The organism is Lentilactobacillus curieae, assembly GCF_000785105.2.
GTDB lineage: Bacteria > Bacillota > Bacilli > Lactobacillales > Lactobacillaceae > Lentilactobacillus > Lentilactobacillus curieae.
This window is the reverse complement of record NZ_CP018906.1, coordinates 735,255-753,437: the sequence shown is the minus strand read 5'-3', so window position 1 is coordinate 753,437 and position 18,183 is coordinate 735,255. Positions and strand designations below refer to the sequence as shown.

At 39.4% G+C, this 18,183-nt stretch carries 18 protein-coding genes; 10 read left to right on the top strand and 8 right to left on the bottom strand.

Going from position 1 to position 18,183, the window contains the following annotated elements:
• Positions 1–95 precede the first annotated feature (95 nt).
• The 8 genes from PL11_RS03655 to PL11_RS03620 all read left to right on the top strand — a co-directional run bounded on the left by PL11_RS03655 (position 96) and on the right by PL11_RS03620 (position 7,825).
• Positions 96–1,022: an L-lactate dehydrogenase gene (locus tag PL11_RS03655; RefSeq protein ID WP_035166434.1), complete on the top strand. Its 927-nt coding sequence runs from the start codon at positions 96–98 to the stop codon at positions 1,020–1,022.
• A 255-nt stretch (positions 1,023–1,277) separates the two neighbouring features.
• Positions 1,278–2,450: an aminotransferase class I/II-fold pyridoxal phosphate-dependent enzyme gene (locus PL11_RS03650; RefSeq protein WP_035166433.1), complete on the top strand. Its 1,173-nt coding sequence runs from the start codon at positions 1,278–1,280 to the stop codon at positions 2,448–2,450.
• A 12-nt stretch (positions 2,451–2,462) separates the two neighbouring features.
• Positions 2,463–3,452, top strand: coding sequence for a D-2-hydroxyacid dehydrogenase (locus PL11_RS03645; RefSeq protein WP_191982096.1), 990 nt, complete (start codon positions 2,463–2,465; stop codon positions 3,450–3,452).
• Between the two features lie 82 nt (positions 3,453–3,534).
• Positions 3,535–4,641: a matrixin family metalloprotease gene (locus PL11_RS03640; RefSeq protein ID WP_035166431.1), complete on the top strand. Its 1,107-nt coding sequence runs from the start codon at positions 3,535–3,537 to the stop codon at positions 4,639–4,641.
• 25 nt (positions 4,642–4,666) lie between these two features.
• Positions 4,667–5,077, top strand: coding sequence for a VOC family protein (locus PL11_RS03635; protein ID WP_035166430.1), 411 nt, complete (start codon positions 4,667–4,669; stop codon positions 5,075–5,077).
• Between the two features lie 12 nt (positions 5,078–5,089).
• Complete coding sequence (locus tag PL11_RS03630; RefSeq protein ID WP_035166429.1) at positions 5,090–5,557, top strand: YbaK/EbsC family protein; 468 nt, start codon at positions 5,090–5,092, stop codon at positions 5,555–5,557.
• A 79-nt stretch (positions 5,558–5,636) separates the two neighbouring features.
• On the top strand, positions 5,637–6,737 hold the full coding sequence (locus PL11_RS03625; protein WP_035166428.1) for a hypothetical protein: 1,101 nt from the start codon (positions 5,637–5,639) through the stop codon (positions 6,735–6,737).
• Between the two features lie 17 nt (positions 6,738–6,754).
• Complete coding sequence (locus PL11_RS03620; RefSeq protein WP_035166427.1) at positions 6,755–7,825, top strand: hypothetical protein; 1,071 nt, start codon at positions 6,755–6,757, stop codon at positions 7,823–7,825.
• Between the two features lie 76 nt (positions 7,826–7,901).
• Here PL11_RS03620 and PL11_RS03615 read toward each other — a convergent pair whose 3' ends face one another.
• Both PL11_RS03615 and PL11_RS03610 read right to left on the bottom strand, forming a co-directional pair.
• Positions 7,902–9,701: a heavy metal translocating P-type ATPase gene (locus tag PL11_RS03615; RefSeq protein ID WP_035166426.1), complete on the bottom strand. Its 1,800-nt coding sequence runs from the start codon at positions 9,699–9,701 to the stop codon at positions 7,902–7,904.
• Positions 9,702–9,838: 137 nt separating this feature from the next.
• On the bottom strand, positions 9,839–10,240 hold the full coding sequence (locus PL11_RS03610) for a Spx/MgsR family RNA polymerase-binding regulatory protein (protein ID WP_035166425.1): 402 nt from the start codon (positions 10,238–10,240) through the stop codon (positions 9,839–9,841).
• Between the two features lie 187 nt (positions 10,241–10,427).
• Here PL11_RS03610 and PL11_RS03605 point away from each other — a divergent pair, with 187 nt between their 5' ends.
• Both PL11_RS03605 and PL11_RS03600 read left to right on the top strand, forming a co-directional pair.
• Positions 10,428–11,129, top strand: coding sequence for an AzlC family ABC transporter permease (locus tag PL11_RS03605; RefSeq protein ID WP_035166424.1), 702 nt, complete (start codon positions 10,428–10,430; stop codon positions 11,127–11,129).
• Positions 11,126–11,446: an AzlD domain-containing protein gene (locus PL11_RS03600; RefSeq protein ID WP_035166423.1), complete on the top strand. Its 321-nt coding sequence runs from the start codon at positions 11,126–11,128 to the stop codon at positions 11,444–11,446. Before PL11_RS03605 ends, PL11_RS03600 begins: the two co-directional genes overlap by 4 nt.
• A 68-nt stretch (positions 11,447–11,514) precedes the next feature.
• Here PL11_RS03600 and metF read toward each other — a convergent pair whose 3' ends face one another.
• The 6 genes from metF to PL11_RS03570 all read right to left on the bottom strand — a co-directional run bounded on the left by metF (position 11,515) and on the right by PL11_RS03570 (position 18,120).
• A complete protein-coding gene (gene metF / locus PL11_RS03595) occupies positions 11,515–12,393 on the bottom strand; it encodes a methylenetetrahydrofolate reductase [NAD(P)H] (protein ID WP_035166422.1) in 879 nt (292 codons plus the stop codon).
• Positions 12,371–14,656, bottom strand: a complete 2,286-nt coding sequence (gene metE, locus PL11_RS03590) for a 5-methyltetrahydropteroyltriglutamate--homocysteine S-methyltransferase (protein ID WP_035166421.1) — start codon at positions 14,654–14,656, stop codon at positions 12,371–12,373. Before metE ends, metF begins: the two co-directional genes overlap by 23 nt.
• A 27-nt stretch (positions 14,657–14,683) precedes the next feature.
• Positions 14,684–15,157, bottom strand: coding sequence for an S-ribosylhomocysteine lyase (locus PL11_RS03585; protein ID WP_035166420.1), 474 nt, complete (start codon positions 15,155–15,157; stop codon positions 14,684–14,686).
• A gap of 418 nt (positions 15,158–15,575) precedes the next feature.
• On the bottom strand, positions 15,576–16,223 hold the full coding sequence (locus tag PL11_RS03580) for a TetR/AcrR family transcriptional regulator (RefSeq protein ID WP_035166419.1): 648 nt from the start codon (positions 16,221–16,223) through the stop codon (positions 15,576–15,578).
• A gap of 9 nt (positions 16,224–16,232) precedes the next feature.
• The gene (locus PL11_RS03575; RefSeq protein ID WP_035166418.1) at positions 16,233–17,402 is read right to left on the bottom strand and encodes an ABC transporter permease; all 1,170 of its coding nucleotides are present in this window, start codon (positions 17,400–17,402) and stop codon (positions 16,233–16,235) included.
• Entirely contained in the window at positions 17,380–18,120 is a 741-nt protein-coding gene (locus PL11_RS03570; RefSeq protein ID WP_035166417.1) for an ABC transporter ATP-binding protein, read from the bottom strand. Before PL11_RS03570 ends, PL11_RS03575 begins: the two co-directional genes overlap by 23 nt.
• Positions 18,121–18,183: the final 63 nt, after the last annotated feature.

Genomic DNA, 18,183 nt, shown 5'->3' with positions numbered 1-18,183 from the left:
AATTAAAAATAAATTAGAAAAATTAAAATTCGCTGTTGAAATCACCTCGTACAAGTAATAGACTGTTAATAATTTATGACTTTGAGGTGATTATATTGACAAGAAAAATTGGAGTAATCGGAATGGGTTCCGTTGGATCAACGGTAGCCCATTACATAGTATCATCAGGGTCAGCAGATGATTTAGTGCTGATCGACACAAATGAAAAGAAGGTAACTGCTGATGCTGTCGACTTTGAAGACGCAATGGCTAACTTACCTACACATACTAATATTACAGTAAACGACTATTCTGCTTTATCAGATGCTGACGTAATCGTGTCAGCTTTAGGCAAAATTGACTTGCAAGATAATGAAGGCGATGACCGATTTGCAGAATTACCATTTACTAGTGGTCAGGTAAAGGACGTAGCTCAAAAGATTAAGGATTCAGGTTTCCACGGCGTAATTATTGCAATCACCAACCCAGTTGATGTGATTACGTCAATCTACCAAGAGGTAACTGGATTACCAAAGAACCAAGTGTTAGGTACCGGTACCTTACTTGATTCAGCTCGGATGAAGCGGGCAGTTGCTCACGGATTAGATATCGATCCTCGTTCAGTCGTTGGTTACAACCTTGGTGAGCATGGAAATTCTCAATTTACTGCTTGGTCAACTGTACGGGCCTTGGGTCGTCCAGTTACTGAAATTGCTGAAGAACGCGGCCTTGATCTTGACGAAATTGATCATGATGCTCGAATTGGTGGTTACGTTGTCTTCCGTGGCAAGGGTTATACCAACTATGGTGTTGCAACAGCTGCCGTGCGTTTAGCAAATGTTGTATTGAATGATGCACACGAAGAATTACCAGTATCAAATTACCGTAAAGAGCTCGACACATACCTTTCATACCCGGCAATTGTTGGTAGAAATGGTGTTGTGGAACAACTTCAACTTAAGTTAACCGATGAAGAAAAAGAGAAGTTACAAACTTCTGCAAACTTCATCAAGACTAAATTTGCGGAATCGATGCAAAATTAAGGTTGATTGTTATTCTCAGTGTGCTAGTATTAGATTAAATTATTCTAAGGAGTTTTTAATCATGACTAAAAAATGTGAAACTCAATTGAATAGTTATTTATGCTTTTGGTTTTTCAGAAACGATCTGTAAGCCAAAAGAATTTCGTAATGGAATTAAGGCCGCGCAGATCAGACATTGACTGCGTGGGATGAAACTAGTGCAAGCCCTAGCAGTCTAATATGATTGCTAGGGCTTTTTTGAAGGGAGAAATGGATATGAGTAAAGAATTAGTAGCAAAAATGAATAAGCGGGTGACTCAACTTAAGCCATCATCAATTCTGGAGTTCAATAAAAAGATTTCTGGCATTGAAGGGATTATCAAGCTAACTTTAGGAGAGCCAGATTTTAATACCCCAGACCATATCAAGCAAGCTGCAATTGACGCAATTGAGGATAATGATAGTCACTACACAAACTCTCACGGAATTATTGAGCTGCGCGAGGCCGCAGCTAACTACCTTAACACTAAATACGATTTAAATTACGATGCCGAAAGTGAGGTTTTGATTACAGCTGGAGCTACAGGCTCAATTTACTCATCACTTACTGCAATTTTAAATCCTGGCGATTCAGTGATTATTCCTACCCCAATATTCCCGTTCTACATACCAATCACGCAATTAAATGGGGCAACTCCAATTTTTGTAGATACATCAGATAATGGTTTTATCTTGTCACCTGAGAAGTTGGCAGAAGCAATTGAGGAGAATAAGGATACAGTCAAGGCGGTAATTTTAAATTACCCAACTAACCCAACTGGAGTTACTTACGGTCGCGATGATCTGGAAAAAATTGCTGATGTTCTCCGCGGTAAGGATATCTTTTTGATTAGTGATGAAATTTACAGTGAATTAACTTACGAAAAGAAACACGTTTCAATGGGAACCATTTTACCTGAACAAACATTAGTTATTAATGGGGTATCTAAGTCCCACGCCATGACTGGTTGGAGAATCGGAGTTATTTGTGGCCCGGCAGATATTATTTCTGAAATCGGAAAGGTAAGTGAATTTACCGTAACATCGGAAACCACAAACGCTCAAAGAGCTGCTGCAGAAGCATTTAAAAACGGAATGAACGATGCTGCTCCTATGAAGGCCGAGTACGAAAAACGGCGAGATATTGTAACTCAAGGATTATCTGAAGCGGGTTTTGAGTGTCCTAATCCAAAAGGTGCTTTCTATATTTTCGCAAAGATTCCTGCAGGGATGACCCAAAATAGCGTTGATTTTTGTTACGAATTAGCAGAAAACGCCAAAGTTGCACTAATTCCAGGCGCCTCATTTGGACCAGGTGGTGAAGGATATGTTCGAATCAGCTACGCTGCCAGTGAAACTGATTTGAAGGAAGCCGTTAAGCGAATTAAAGAATACGCATTAGTCAAATAAGGAGACCCAGTCATAATGAAGATTTTGATGTACAACGTCAGAACAGATGAAGAACAGGATATTTCAAATTACCAAGCAAGCCATAACGTTGAGATTGCCACAAACCACGTACCACTTAGTGATGACACGGTCGAGTTGGCTAAGGGTTACGATGGAATTATTACTCAGCAACACGGCTCCTTAGGTTCGGAAAAAGTTTATGAACAACTGCATTCATTTGGAATCAAACAAGTAGGTTTGCGAATTACTGGTTACGAAATTGCAAACTTGGATGCTGCTAGGAAGAATGACTTGGTGGTTACGAATGTACCTGCTTATTCACCCCGCTCGGTTAGTGAACTAGTTCTTGCTCATGCAATGTGGTTAGTTCGCCACATGGGGATTGTGACAGACAGAGAAAGTCAGGGGAACTTCAGTTGGGATGGAATTGAATCTGGTGAGATTCATGACATGACAGTCGGAATCATCGGAGCAGGAAAAATTGGGAGTGCGGTTGCCCGGATTTTTAGAGCCTTAGGAGCCACTGTGATTGCAGCTGACCCAATTAAGCGTCCCGAACTAAACGATACGCTGACTTATGTTGATCACGATACTGTGTTTAAAACTGCGGACATTGTGACTATGCATACTCCATTGACCGATGAAACTCACCACATGATTGATACTGAAGTGTTTAAAAAAATGAAGCCGAGTGCGTTCTTTATCAATGCTTCTAGAGGTCCCGTGGTGAAAACTGAAGATTTAGTGTCTGCTTTAGAAAATCATGAAATTGCTGGAGCCGCCATTGATACTTATGAAGGTGAGAGCGCTACGGTTGGAAAGGACCTTAATGGTGAGGTTCCAAACGCAAACCTCCAAAAATTGTTGAAGATGCCAAATGTGAACGTTAGTCCCCACATTGGATTTTATACAAACGTTGCTGTTAAAAATATGGTTGATATTGCCTTAGACGATACCATTAGTATTTTAAATGGTAATGGCAGTCTTCATATTGTTAGCTAGTTTCATCAATGCATATAACTGAAAACGCCACCCCTAGATATGTTATATTTATATCAATAACAGATTTAAGGGGTGGTTTTTTATGGCAAAATTCAAAAACCGGTTTCTGTTATTAGTTACGGCTGCCTTTTCCTTTGGAGCTGTGCTAATTGGGGTAACTGGACAAACAGCTCAAGCAAAAACGAAGAGCGTAAAAATTATTAAAACTAAGAAGTTTGATACCAAGAAATTTAGGGCAACAAAGGGATATATTTATAGTTCAGCTAAACTGACTAAGAAGGTTCACAACGCTGACAATTATCCAAAGACAGTTTTTTATGTGAATAAACAAGTTACTGTTAAAAAGACTAATGGTAAAAATGCGGTTTACTATTACGTTCAGAATAAATCTAAGAAGGTAAAGGGCTACATTTGGCGTGGCTATATGATTCAGATACCTTCCAAGAAAGTAGTTGCTAACTCAGAATCCGCCACTGATAACAATCAAGTAAGCGCTGAAGCTGCAGAACAAATGATGTCTGCAGGTGCAATGAGTCGTTTGATCGACGAGGCGCCTGATATGAACCCATCTGACGCTATTTTGAACCTCAGTGCAAACGAGTATAATGTTTACGGGGAAACCTTGAACAAGGCTTACAACATCATTAAAACCTCCCCTTCAGGGATGTTTAATAATCATACCGCAACGATTTACGTTGAGAATAGTCGACTTGTTCCGTACGTTCAACAAGCAATTGAGAAGTGGAATAGCGCAATGGAACAGACTGTGTTTAAGCTAGGAACCAGAAATAATCATACGTTAGAAGTTAAATTAGTTAACGCTAGTAATTCGGACTGGGATGGGATGTACAATGGACAAGCAGTTTATATTGATGCTAGTCGGTTCTTAAACCCACGATATCCAACTGCCTATCTCAGTCAACAAAAAGCTGCTCAAATTACTCCTAGTACGTACTGGGTCGGAGTGATGACACATGAATTGGGTCATACCTTGGGATTGGATCATACGGGCTATCAGAGTGATTTAATGTATGCAAGCAGCAGTGAAGGTAATGCAGTTGCAAAGTATTCCTGGAAGACGCCGGTTGAACGTTCAAGTACCGGCCTTGATGGAACTGAGAACGGTGGAACGTTTACTGATCGTGACATTAATAGAGCTAAACTAGCCCAGAAGTTGGGTTACTGGTAATTAAATTGAATGGAGAAGTGTCTAAATGGCTTTGAATGTGTATTTGTATTTTGATGGTGATTGCAAACAGGCAATCGATTTTTATGCTGATGTTTTTGATGTAGCTGATGAAGATAAGCGAATCATGACCTATAAAGATGCACCCGATTTTGAGGGTAATCCCGAAGATGCGGACCGAGTAATCCACTCAGAGATTAAAATTAACGATATGAAGATTTTAATGTCTGACGTGGCCAAAGGTACAAACCTAAAACATGGAAATAACTTCGCCTTATTGTTTAATTCCAAAGACGAATCCCAAATTAGAAATGCATATTCGCGTTTAGCTGATGGTGGCAAAGTACACTTACCACTTCAGGAATCATTCTTCACTGCATTGTATGCCAATTTAACCGATAAGTTTGGGACTAGCTGGCAGTTAACCCTTGAAAAGTAACTAGGTGATTTTGTGTTCGACTTTGAAGATTTATTAAAGTACTATCATTTGAATTATCAGATTTATAAACATCTGCGAGTTTTGTCTTATGAAGATGCGGAAGTTGCTAAACGACAAGCAAACTTTGACGGAACGGAAACCAAAACACTTTTGTTACAGGACAAACGGAAACATTATTATATGGTGTTTACGCTGGCTAGAAGAAGGGTTAGTTTCCCGCAACTGCGTGAACTTGCAGGAAAGCAATTAACCTTTGTTTCTGAAGATAAGGTGGAAAAAGTTTCGGGTTGTATACCAGGTTGTTTGTGCCCATTTGGATATCCGGATGAAGATACGCTAATAATTGATAACGCGGTATTTAAAACGGAGGGGATTCTTTTTTCAAAGCGAGAGCCAACCCAGACGATTAAAATCGATGGTTCAGAACTTGAAAAAGCAGTGAAGCATTTACCAAATCAAGTGATAAAGGCAAATCTTTAATTTTACTTTAAAATAATTCTGGTCTAATATTTTAATTAGACCAGTTTTTTTGTTCACTTTATTAGCTAGGGGGATGTCTATGAAGCTAATTAGAATTTGTTGTGGGATTATATTGTCTTTTTGTTTGTGTGGTTCGGTTACGGCAAATGCAAAGTTTACGGTGTACCACCAGAAGTCATCAGCACTTAAGAAGGGATCACTGAGGTACGTAAACAATAAAAAAGTGAAGTACGTGAAGGTACCAAAGAAGTACCATCACGTTGCTCATAAGTCCGATGAGCACAAGATAAAGGGGGTTAAGGGGAAAAAGGTTACCTTTACGACTCGATATCTCCTTCCGTTCCCAGGGAAAAATAACCAACGTTGGGGAAACCCTCAGTCGATTGCAATGACTAAGCATAAGTATATGTATGTTGTGTATTGTCCTACTAATCTAAAAAACAAAGGCCGAATCGTCCGGTTTAACATTAAAAAGCTAGACAAAATGGGGATTCGGTTACATCCGGAGAAATTGCAGCGAGCGTACATAAAGAAGAACGGGCATTATTCAAAACTGCAAAAACAAATCCAAAAATATATTAAGGTTGGGCCAATCTTTGTGACTGGTCATGGACAGTCACTAGCATACAATTGGAAGAATCATGGTTTGTATATGTGGCGTGATAAAGAGAAGGCACCAAGAATCCCAACCAGTAAATGGGGATATATTCTTCATATTGATCACGAAAAGTTACGACCAGATAAAATGATTCGGTTTAGACTGAAACACAAAAAATTCAGTGTTCCTGGTGGTCATACTTTGACATTTGATAAGAGCGGAAATGCGTACTTTTGGTCAAATCCAGGATTTGGTGGGTATGTTTACAAGGGGAAAATTCACAAAAAGTCGGTTAAATTTAGACTAACTCACCAAATTTTACGTCATATTCCAGGTACTAGAATTCAAAGTATGGGGTATAATCCTATTAGGAAACGGTTATTGCTGGTTTCTGATGGATCGATTGCTAGTTTTTCAGCTAAAAAGCTCAAAGGACGTGGCCATTTGACCAATAAGAGCTTTGAGTGGACGAAGTTTTCACCCATTCGTGAATTTGAAGGAATCGCTTACGATGGAACTTCGCATGGAAATTTACTGGTAAATCACTATCCAGAAGTCTTGCAGGCCGATAAGCCATTTTAGATGTGGGGGAGTTTTACATGAGATTTAAGAAGATCAGTAGTGGAATCATCGTTGGTGGATTAGCTGCATTTGCTTCATTTGGAATTGCTGAGGCGGCAACCTATGTACAAAAATCAAATGCCATCCATCAATATTCGTCAGCAAGTTTGCGAACTGTTAACAACAGTAAGGTTAAGTTTGTTAAGGCAAATGGTAACTATGCTTGGTCAAAAAACCCAACTGGAAGTGAGACAATCTCTAGTGCCAGTGGGACTAAGTGGTCATTAAAGACAAAGTACCTATTGCCGACCACCCATGCTGCAAAGGGAAACGGTAAGTACGATGTTACTAATCCGCAATCTGCAGCTACCAATGGTAAGTACCTGTTTGTTGCTTATGCACCTCACCAATTAAATGGCATGGGGTTTGTGGTTCGTTATGACCGTTCCAAACTTGCAAGTATGGGATTTGCAAAGGCACAATCCGGTTTGGATACTAAAACACCGGCACCAGGAATTAAAGTTGGACCAATGTTTAAGGTTGGTCATGGTCAATCACTAGCTTATGACAAGAAGCATCACTCGTTGTGGATGTGGAAGGATTCAACTAGTATGAAACCAACCAAGTGGTCAACTATTCAAAGAATTTCTGCTACGTCATTAAAGCCAAATAAGGCAATTAAATTCCACATGAGCAATCACGGGGCTAACGTTCCTGCCGGGCATAATTTGACTTTTGATACGACTGGTCACGCATACTGGTGGGGAATATCTGGTGGTAAAGTAAAAATTTACAAGGCCACGATTTCCGGAAACCATATCTCTGTAACGCTAACCAAGCAGTTATTAGCACATCAAACCGGTACCCACCAACAATCTATGGGCTATAACCCAAAGAATGGTCGCTTGTACCTAGTTTCCGATGATTCAATTGCTAGCTTGCCAGCAAAACGCCTAAAAGGTCGCGGTTCATTAACTAATGGATCATTCAAATACACAAGATTTAAGTCTGGTAGAGAATTTGAAAGTTTGTTCTATGATGCATCTGGTCATGGGATGTTACTTTCTAACAGAAATCCAGAAGTGTTGATGTCGACAAGTCGTTATTAATAATAAAACAAGCAAACAAGCTATGATGTTTTTCAACATCATAGCTTGTTTTGTTTTTAAGATTGCTTTATTCCAATTATTTAGTGGGATCTATTCTTGCCCGCAATGCCCACAGAATCGTAACTGTATCAACAACTTCTTGAAAAAGAGCACCGATAATTGCGGGGATAACTCCGGTACTAGCAATTAACATTAGAATAATACAGATGGCAATTCCAATTAAAACCGCGTTTTTAGCAACGCCCATAGTGTGATCTGCAATTTGACGGGCTTTGCTGACTAGAGATAGGTCATCTTTTAAAACAACTGCATCTGCTGATTCAGAGGCTGCTGTAGCTCCGTGAGCCCCCATTGCAATCCCCACGTCTGCAGTTGCTAATGATGGAGCATCGTTAACCCCATCGCCGACCATTACGACAGGTTTTTCATGTTTATCAAGTTGTGAAAGTACCTGGATTTTCTCCTTAGGCAACTTTTCAGCATAAACTTTATCAATGTCAACGGCATTGGCAATTTTCTTAGCAATTGGGTATTTGTCTCCCGAAATCATGAGTAAGTTTTTAGCCCCAAGGTCATGCAAACTATCCATAACTGATTTTGCTTCAGGACGAAGTTCATCTTCGAAGGCTACATAGCCAACGTATTTGCCGTTAACTGAAACGTAGACAGCGGTTTTATCAACCGTTTCAAAACTTTCTTCGCTTACAAAAGATGACTTTCCGGCTTTGACTAATTTACCGTCAATTGTTGCTTGGACACCCTGTGCGGTTACTTCGGTGACATCACTTGCTTCAGGAATGTTTCCCAAAGCTGCCTTTACTAAGGAACGGGCGAGGATGTGACCTGATTGTTGCTCAGCACTAGCGGCTAAACTTAGAACTTGTTCATCTGTGTAGCCATTAACTGAGTAAATATCGGAAACCGTTAATTGACCTTTAGTAATGGTTCCCGTTTTATCAAATGCGAATGTTTTAGCTTTAGAGAGTTGTTCGATAGTAATTCCACTCTTAACGATGATTCCGTTTCTAGAAGAGAGACTCATTCCTGAAACTAAAGCAATTGGAGCGGCAAGAATTAATGGACACGGTGATGCAACAACCAATACTTCAGCAAACCTTACCGGGTCGCCAGAAAGGTACCAAGCAATCCCAGCAATAATATATGCCACGATTGTGAATGGTACAGCATACCGGTCAGCCATTCTTACGAATGGAGCAGGGTGCTCCTCAGCCTCCCTAACTAATTTAATGATATTTTGGTACTGGCTATCTTTGGCCGATTTGTCAGCCATCATTTTAAATGAAGTATCTTGGTTAAGCGATCCTGACATAATCTGATCACCGACTGTTTTATCTATTGGCCTAGACTCGCCAGTTAGCGAGGATTCATCTACAGTTGCAGAACCTGAAAAAATTGTTCCGTCAACGGGGACAACCTCCCCCGGTTTAACCAGTATTCTATCGCCGACTTTTACCTGTTCAACCTTAACGTCCGAAACTGTATCTTGTTTAATGAGATGCGCAGTTTGCGGTGATTGATCAAGTAAGGTTTGCAGTTCGCTGTTTGCTTTACTAGCTGCATAATCTTCAAGGGCATCACCACCAGTTAGCATCAGTAACACAATTAATGCTGCCCAGTATTCTGATACTACTAGCGTTGCAATCACAGCGGTAATTGCCAGTAAATCAACACCAAATTTTCCTGATCGCAAGGTATTGATCATATCAATAAACATGAGTAGGGCGATTATCGAACCAGCGATGGTAATTAATATTTGAGCGGTCATTTGTTGGTGCAAGATAAATTCTAAAATGGACGCAATAATGGCAACCCCTAACACCCCCATCAGTCTGGTGTAGTTGCTTAGTTTAATCATGTAATCCTCCCCTTTAGTTTAGTCGAATCTTTCACATCTACATTATAACAATTCTAAACTAGGAAGACTAATTATAAGAAATTTGATTGTTGATTCGTACATTGTTCAAGTAAAAAGGAGCGCCCTAGGCGCTCCTTTTATACGGTCAATGCCTTCTTGGTCATTAACTCTAAATTCTGTTTCCGGACACTCCGCGGTAGGAAAGCTCGGATATCTTCCTCGCTAAACCCAATCTGCATGATTCGGTCATTAAAAATGATCGGCCGCTTGATCAGTTCCTGATTTTTCACTAACACATCAATTAACTGTGATAGCGTTAAGTTATCGATTTTTGACTTAATCTTGCCGTACATTCTTGCGCGGGTAGATACGATATCTTCACTACCATTTTCTGTTAGAGAGAGGAGCTGTTTAATTTCATCTCGCGTAAGTGGTTTCCGTCCGATATTTCTTTCTTTAAATTCAATACCATTGGCTTCCAACCATTCTTTTGCCTTACGACTCGACGCACTACTTGAAGATACATATAGGTTAATCATATTAAAACCTCCGTCCTAATTTAACGACTTACGGTTTAAAGAGCCTACCCCTCTCTACACTTATATCTTATCATTTCTATAAGCAATGTCAAATTCACAAACTGTGTTTCAAAAACTCGTTGATAACAACGGTTATGTTGGTATAATTAATATTAAAACTTTTTTAATTAAGTGGGAGTGATATTCATTGGATCAGGAACTTACATTTAAAGCAGGACTCAAGGATGTCGTACCCACCTTGGTCGGTTACATTGGGGTTGGACTAGCTTTTGGGGTGGTTGCCAAAGCTGCGAGCCTCTCAATTATCTCTGTCTTTATCATGTCGCTAGTGGTTTATGCAGGTTCAGCCCAATTTTTAATCGTGTCAATGATGTTGTCACATAGTCCCATATTGGCCATTACAATTTCAACTTTTTTGATTAATGCGCGGATGAGTCTTATGAGTATGACGGTCGCTCCGCATCTTAAGGGCGAAAACATGCTTACTAATATTGGGATTGGAACATTACTAACTGACGAAACTTTTGCGTTGTCGATGAACAAAATGAATTACACAGAACGAAAGTTAAACAGCTCTTGGTTCAATTCCGCAAACATAGTTGCATATTTAGTATGGGCATTATCAACTGCGATTGGAGCTATTTTAGGTAGTGCTGTATCAGATCCCAAAACATTAGGACTAGACTTTGCTGTAGTAGCAATGTTCATTGGCCTGCTTTATCTTCAGATGATTACTGATAGAAGCAAACCATTAATAATGCACCTTAAAGTTGCCGGTTTTGTTGCAGTGTGTGTCTTTGTATTAATGAGGTTTATGCCTGGTAACAGTGCAATTTTGGTAGCAACAATTCTTGGTTGTTTCTTCGGAATGGTGGTGGAGAAAAAGTGACTAGTTATGTTTATGGAACGATTATTGCAAGTGGGGTAGTAACGTGGTTGCTTAGAGTAGTGCCGTTTATTATTGTTCAGAAGTTTAAGATTTCTAAGGGAGTGATGAGCTTTCTTAGTTTTGTTCCAGTTGCAATCTTGACCGCAATTTTTGTGGAAAGTTTGTTGGTTTACCAAAAGGGTGCCTGGCCAGCATTTAACATTGAAAATTTAATTGCTTCAGTTCCAACCATTATTAGTGGTGTAATTTCAAAAAGCTTAATGGTGGTTGTAATCGTAGGGGTAATCTCGATGGCTGTGGTGCGATTGATTATGTAATAGATATAGAAAAAGCTGATGAACTTTACAGTTCATCAGCTTTTTGATTTTCACAATTGATATTGTTATTATTTAACTTCTGCTGCCTTGAACACGGACTTTGTATCTTCATAAATTCTACAAGCAATATCTGCTCGATTCATCGTGTAGAGATGGATTCCATCCACCCCTTGTGAAACTAGGTCGATAATTTGGTCAACTGCAAAGGCGATCCCTGCATCGCGCATTGCTTCCTTATTATCTGCATAACGATCGAGAATCGCTCTGAATTTTCGAGGAACTGGTACACCGGTGATGGCAGTGATTCTATCAATTTGATTCTTATTAGTACATGGCATGATTCCAGCTTCAATTGGTACGTTGATTCCCGCAATTCTAGTTTTTTCGTAAAAATCGTAGAAGGCGTTGTTATCAAAGAACAATTGTGTGATTAGGTGGTCAGCACCACATTCCACTTTTCGTTTTAGGTTTGCGATATCGTCAATAAAATCTTTAGAATCTTGATGGCAGTTTGGGTAGCAAGCCCCAGTGACATCAAACTCTGGTCGGTTTTCTTTAATGAATTCAACTAATTCGTTTGCGTGGTTAAAATCGCCAACCGGTTTGCGTTCTGGAATGTGGTCACCACGAAGCGCCAAAACATTTTCGACGTTAATTGAATTTAGCTTATCCAGCAACTTTAATACATCTTGCTTTGACTGATAAAGGCCTGGCACATGGGCAACTGCTTCAATTCCCAATTGATTTTGGATGATATCTGCAACTTCAATGGTTCCCTCAAAGTGGTTACTTCCACCGGCTCCTAACGTAACTGAGATAAAGTCTGGATTGACGGCTTTAAATTTTGAAATGGTGTCCAGAACAGTTGAGTTGGGGGAGGTTTTCTTGGGTGGAAAAACTTCTAGTGAGAAAATAGTTTTCGTTTTAGATAACTCCGTTAGGTTCATGGATTTCACTCCTAACTTTCCTGGTAGCATTAACAATATTCTTTAAGCTTTGGAATGATTCATCCTCTGAACGAGTCTTTAAACCACAGTCGGGGTTAACCCAGATCTTTTCAAGTGGCAGTTTATCAACTAATTGCTTGATCAAACTTTCGACTTCGTCCTCTGATGGGACTCTTGGTGAGTGAATATCGTAAACTCCAGGGCCAACTTCTGTTTGGAAGTTAGCTTCAACCAATTGATCAATTAAGGTAAAGTCTGCTCTTGATGCTTCGAACGAAATAACATCAGCGTCTAACGCATCGATCGCCTTAATGATATCGCCAAATTCACTGTAGCACATATGAGTATGAATCTGGGTTGAAGGGGCAACTTTACTATGAACTAGGCGGAATGCCGGTACTGCCCAATCGAGATAGTTTGAATACCAGTTTGATTTTCTAAGTGGTAGGTTTTCTCTAAGTGCTGGCTCGTCAATTTGAATAATTTTGATATCATTTTTTTCCAAATCAAGAACTTCATCTTGGAGAGCTAAGGCAATTTGAGTCACTGATTCTTTAGGAGAAACATCTTCACGTGGGAAAGACCAGTTGAAAATCGTCACTGGGCCAGTTAGCATTCCCTTAACTGGTTTGTTAGTTAAATTCTTTGCGAAAACGGTATCCTTAACAGTAATCGGAGCGTTTCTAGAGATATCGCCCCAGATGATTGGAGGTTTAACACCTCTAGTACCGTATGATTGAACCCAACCGTTTTGGGTAAATACAAACCCATCAAGTTTTTCACCAAAATATTCAACCATGTCGTTTCGTTCATATTCACCATGAACCAATACATCTAAGCCAATCTCTTCCTGGAACTTAATGATTCGTTTAATTTTATCGTTATTAAATTGGTCGTATTCTTCGCGGGTGATTTCACCTTTGCGGAGCTTGGAACGATTTTGGCGCACATCTTTAGTTTGTGGAAACGATCCAATAGTAGTAGTTGGCAGAATAGGGAGCTTAAATTCATCTTTTTGAATTTGTTCGCGTTCACTGCGCTTTGGTAAACGAGTGTAGTCTGCATCGGTTAATGAGGTAATTTCCTTTCGAACATCTTCATTTACGGGATGTTTAACGTTGCTAAACAAAGCATCATTGTTTTTGAGAATTTTATCTTCTTTATCCTTATTTGAAAAAATCCAATCGATATCCTTTAGTTCTGACAGTTTTTGAATGGCAAATGATAAGTGTTGTTTAACATCGCCCGGTAATTCGGTTTCGTCTTCAGCGGAATATGGGACATGGAGTAAAGAACATGAGGTGTTCAAAATGATATTTGACTTTATACCTAGTTGATTCAAAGTCTTTATGGTTTCTGAATAATGGTTTCTCCAGATGTTCTTACCGTTTAGAACCCCGGCAAATAATACTTTGTCAGCTGGAAAACCAGATTTTTCTACTAATTCTTGGTTGTATTTACCTTCAATAAAGTCCAAACCAATTCCGTCAAAATCCTTTGAGACTACGTCATTGTAAATGTCACGAATATCACCAAAGTAGGTTTGTAATAGAACCTTTACCCCAGATTTTTCAGCTAGGATTCCGTCATACAACTGGTCAAATACGTTTTTCTCATGAGTGGTAACGTCAAAACAAAGTGCTGGTTCATCAATTTGAACCCATTCAACATGTTGACTAGCCAGTTTTGCCAGAACGGCTTTATATGCAGAAACTAAGCTATTTACATATTCGTTTGGAGTGGTGCCGTCTACGAAACGGCTAAGTCTTAATAGCGTGTAGGGGCCAGTAATAACAGCTTTTACAGGAACGTTAAGTGCTTGAGCTTCTGCAACTTCTTCGAACAGTTTATTTCCAACTAATTTAATCTCGGTAGTTTTTGAAAATTCAGGAACAATGTAGTGATAATTGGTGTTGAACCATTTTTTCATGGAGAGTGCCTTAATCGAAGTGCCATCGCTTTGACGACCACGGGCTTGAGCAAAGTATTCATCAAGTGGTGATAAGTTTAATTGCTTATACCGATTGGGAACCACGTTCAATAGGTTTGCGGTGTCCAACAGACCATCAAAAAAAGAAAAGTCGCCGACGGGAATCAAATCAATCCCAGCATCTAACTGAGCTTGCCAGTGGTTTTGCCGAATTGTTTTTGCCTTTTCAAGCAATTCTTCCTTGCTGATCTTGTTTTTCCAGTAATGTTCAGTAGCGAATTTAAGTTCACGATGGTGACCAATTCTTGGGAATCCGATAATAGTGGTTGTCATAGCATAGCCTCCTTTAAGGTTTAGTAACTAGATTACATTGCGTTCGAATGGTTCGTCAGAAATTCCCTCATCGAGAATTTTCTTACTCCATTCTTTTGCTGAGAAAAGTGAATGATCACGGTAGTTACCGCAACTAGTAATGTCGGTGCCAGGAACATCTTCCCATTTGGTTACTGTTGCGATTTCTTCTAGAGAACTCTTTAGTGCCTTAGCAACTTCAGTAGTTGAATGCTCACCCCAAGTGATTAGATGAAATCCCGTTCGACAGCCAAAGGGTGAACAATCAATTACGCCGGTTAAACGATCGCGAAGTAGGCCAGCCAGCAGATGTTCAATTGTGTGTAATCCGGCTGTTGGAATTGCATTTTCGTTAGGTTGAACTAATCGTAAATCATAGTTTGAAATCACGTCACCCTTGTCGCCATGTTCCTCAGTGATTAACCGTACGTATGGTGCCTTAACCTTTGTGTGATCCAGTGTAAAACTTTCAACTTTTGCCATAATAAAAATCTCCTTTTAACTTTAATTAGCATTTTTTTTTAATGAATTTCGAATTCAATATTGAATATGAGTAAATAAAAAAGCACTCACCCCAACACCATTTCTGATGAAGGGGCGAGTGCTTTCGCGTTACCACCCTTGGTTTGTAGCGCCCTCGCAGACGTTACCTCAAAAAGTACCTGTTGATACTTCGGCAATGTAACGGTTGCTCCCGATACCACAGCGTTAACTGCGGGATGGCTATTTCGAGTTCATATTCACTTCCGTTAGCTTTACCCTTTCACACCAGCCGGGTTCTCTTTGAAAGCCACTTAGAAGTTACTCTTCTCGTCTGAGCCTTAAATTCGATATTCATTAAAATTTAATGATAATACTAATCGTGTCGTAATTTTTTGTCAAGGCTATTTTTAAATGTTTTTTATTTTACAGACAATGCTTGGTACAAAAATTCGGCTGCATCAGTTGATGCCTGATCCGGATCAAGAGGTAAGTCTAAAAGAATTGGTTGGACAGCGTAACTAGCTCCAGTCGCAATTAAATATTGAACTATTCGTTTTGTTGGCCAATCAACGATCTTTTTTTCTGCTTTAAACTTTTCGATAATTTTAGGTAATGCTCCTAAAGAAAGGGCGCTAAATGCTTGGATTAGTTCTGATTTTAATTGATCGTTACTAAGCGCTTCAGTAAACATTATTTTGATGTATTGCTGGTTTGCGATAATAAATTCAAACCGATTTTGAAAACTATACTTCAGTAGTTTACGTAAATCGCTTTGATCTGCACTTTCAACTTGGTTTTTAAATTCATCGATTGCTTTAGGGAGACTTTTTTGGAAGATTGGTGATAAGACTGCCTGAAGCAATTCGTCTTTAGTGCGAAATCGTTTATAAACAGTTCCTTGAGACACACCGGCTTTTTCGGCAATATCAGTGGTGGTTGTTTGGCTAAATCCCTTTGTCGAAAATAATTCTAAGGCAGCTTTGATCACTTGCTTTTGCTTATTAGGTAAGTTCTCATCGGTGTTTATGTCTTCGTTGTAAAAAGATTTGATTGAAGTTGAGGTCACTATATTCACCTACACTTTCCGGTAACGACGCATGCCTACTACATTGAGAACTGTAAACACAACGAAGAAGAATAAGAGTATTAGCACCGGAATTGAAACGGAGCTCAAAGTTGCTGATTTTTGAATCACGTCGGTTAATGCACTAGCTCCATAATAGAGTGGCATTATATGGGCAATGACTTGTAACCAACCAGCCATGTTTTCAACGGGAATAATTCCAGAGAAGAAAATTTGGGGGATGACTAGGATTGGAATGAACTGCATCATTTGAAATTCTGAGGCAGCAAATGTTGATACAAATAGTCCAATCGATAAGGCAACTAAAGCTAATAGGAAACAAATTAACAATACTAACCAAATGCTACCTAAAATTTGGACTTGAAGACCATAAATGCAGTAAAGAACAACGATTAATGTTTGCACAATCGCAAACAAACCGTAACCGCAAATATAACCAAAGATAATTTCGCTTCGTTTAACTGGAGTTGCCAGTAATCTGTCCAGCGTACGGGTATTACGTTCGCGAAGCAGGGAAATTCCTGAGATTAAGAAAACGAAGAAGAAGACAACGAAACCTACAAAAATGGGGAACATCGTTGAGAAAAATGTTGAGTCACTATTGCCATATAAGTAACCATTCTTCATCGTTAGGGTCGAATTTGAAAACCCTTGGTTTGTGGTTTGCGGTTGCTTAATCCGTGAACGTGCTTGGGCTGGTAGTTGAGCGGAGATTTGTTTAATCTGTGACTGCATTTTGTTAATTGCTAAACGGGCTTTTTGACCACCGGTAGCAAGTTTTTTGATTTGTAGTTTTACTAACGCAGCTTGAACTGATTTCTTTATGATTCCAGCTTGGGTTTGGCTCGCATTTTGGTAAGTTACGTGTAACTGGTTTCCGTTTTTTGAAATGTAGCCGTCTAAATCATGATTGCGAATGTTTTCTTTAGCTGATTGCTTGTTATCGAAATGTTTAAATTCAATGTGCTTATTTTTGATTTGCTTAGTGACAGCTGCTGGAACATTGTGTACTCCAACTTTTGCTACAACGTCAGAATTTTGCTGAAACAAAAAGAACATTAACGTCAGAATAAATAGAGGGGCGACAAACATCAACGCCAAAGTTCTTTTATCACGGCGCATTTCCTTAATGATTCGCTTAGTTATTGACAGAATTCTCATTTGTAACCCTCCCCGCTGTTAAAAATACTTCTTCCAAATCTTTTGCGTGGTACGCTTGTTTCATTTCTTCAGGCGAACCAGAACTAATTATCTTACCGTTCCTAATCATAGCGAGGTTATCACACTGAGCGGCGTCTTCCATTACGTGCGTTGTGATGATAATTGTCTTTCCTTCATCGCGGTACTTATGGAGTTCGTTCCAGATTTGCCGTCTAAGCTCAGGATCAATTCCCACGGTTGGTTCATCCAAAATCAAAATTTTGGGATCTGCAATTAAGCTAATTGCTAGTGATAAGCGCCGCTTCATTCCGCCGGAAAAATTGCTGACCCGCCTATTTAAATCGGGAACTAGGTCGACGATACTGGCAACGTAGTTGATTCGGTTCTCAATATCATCTTTATTTAGTTGAAATAACTCTGCGAAGAACCGAAGATTTTCGCGAGCGGATAAACTTGAATATAAAGCGTCTTCTTGAGCCATAAACCCGATAGACTGTAATACTTCTCGATTTGGCATTTGCTGATCAAAAACGGTCGCAGTTCCAGAATCAGGATGTTCCATGCCCATAATGATTTTGATTAGTGTGGTTTTCCCGGCCCCAGAAGGACCGAGTAAACCTAGTACTTGGTTGGATTTAGCTACTAAATTAATTGATTCAAGCGTTAACTTACCGTTATAAGACTTATTAACGTTGGTTACTTTAATAAGGTCAGTCATTAGTTTGCCTCCTTAGTGAGTGGCCACTCACTTTTCAAACTAATTATATCAATTTCAAAGTGA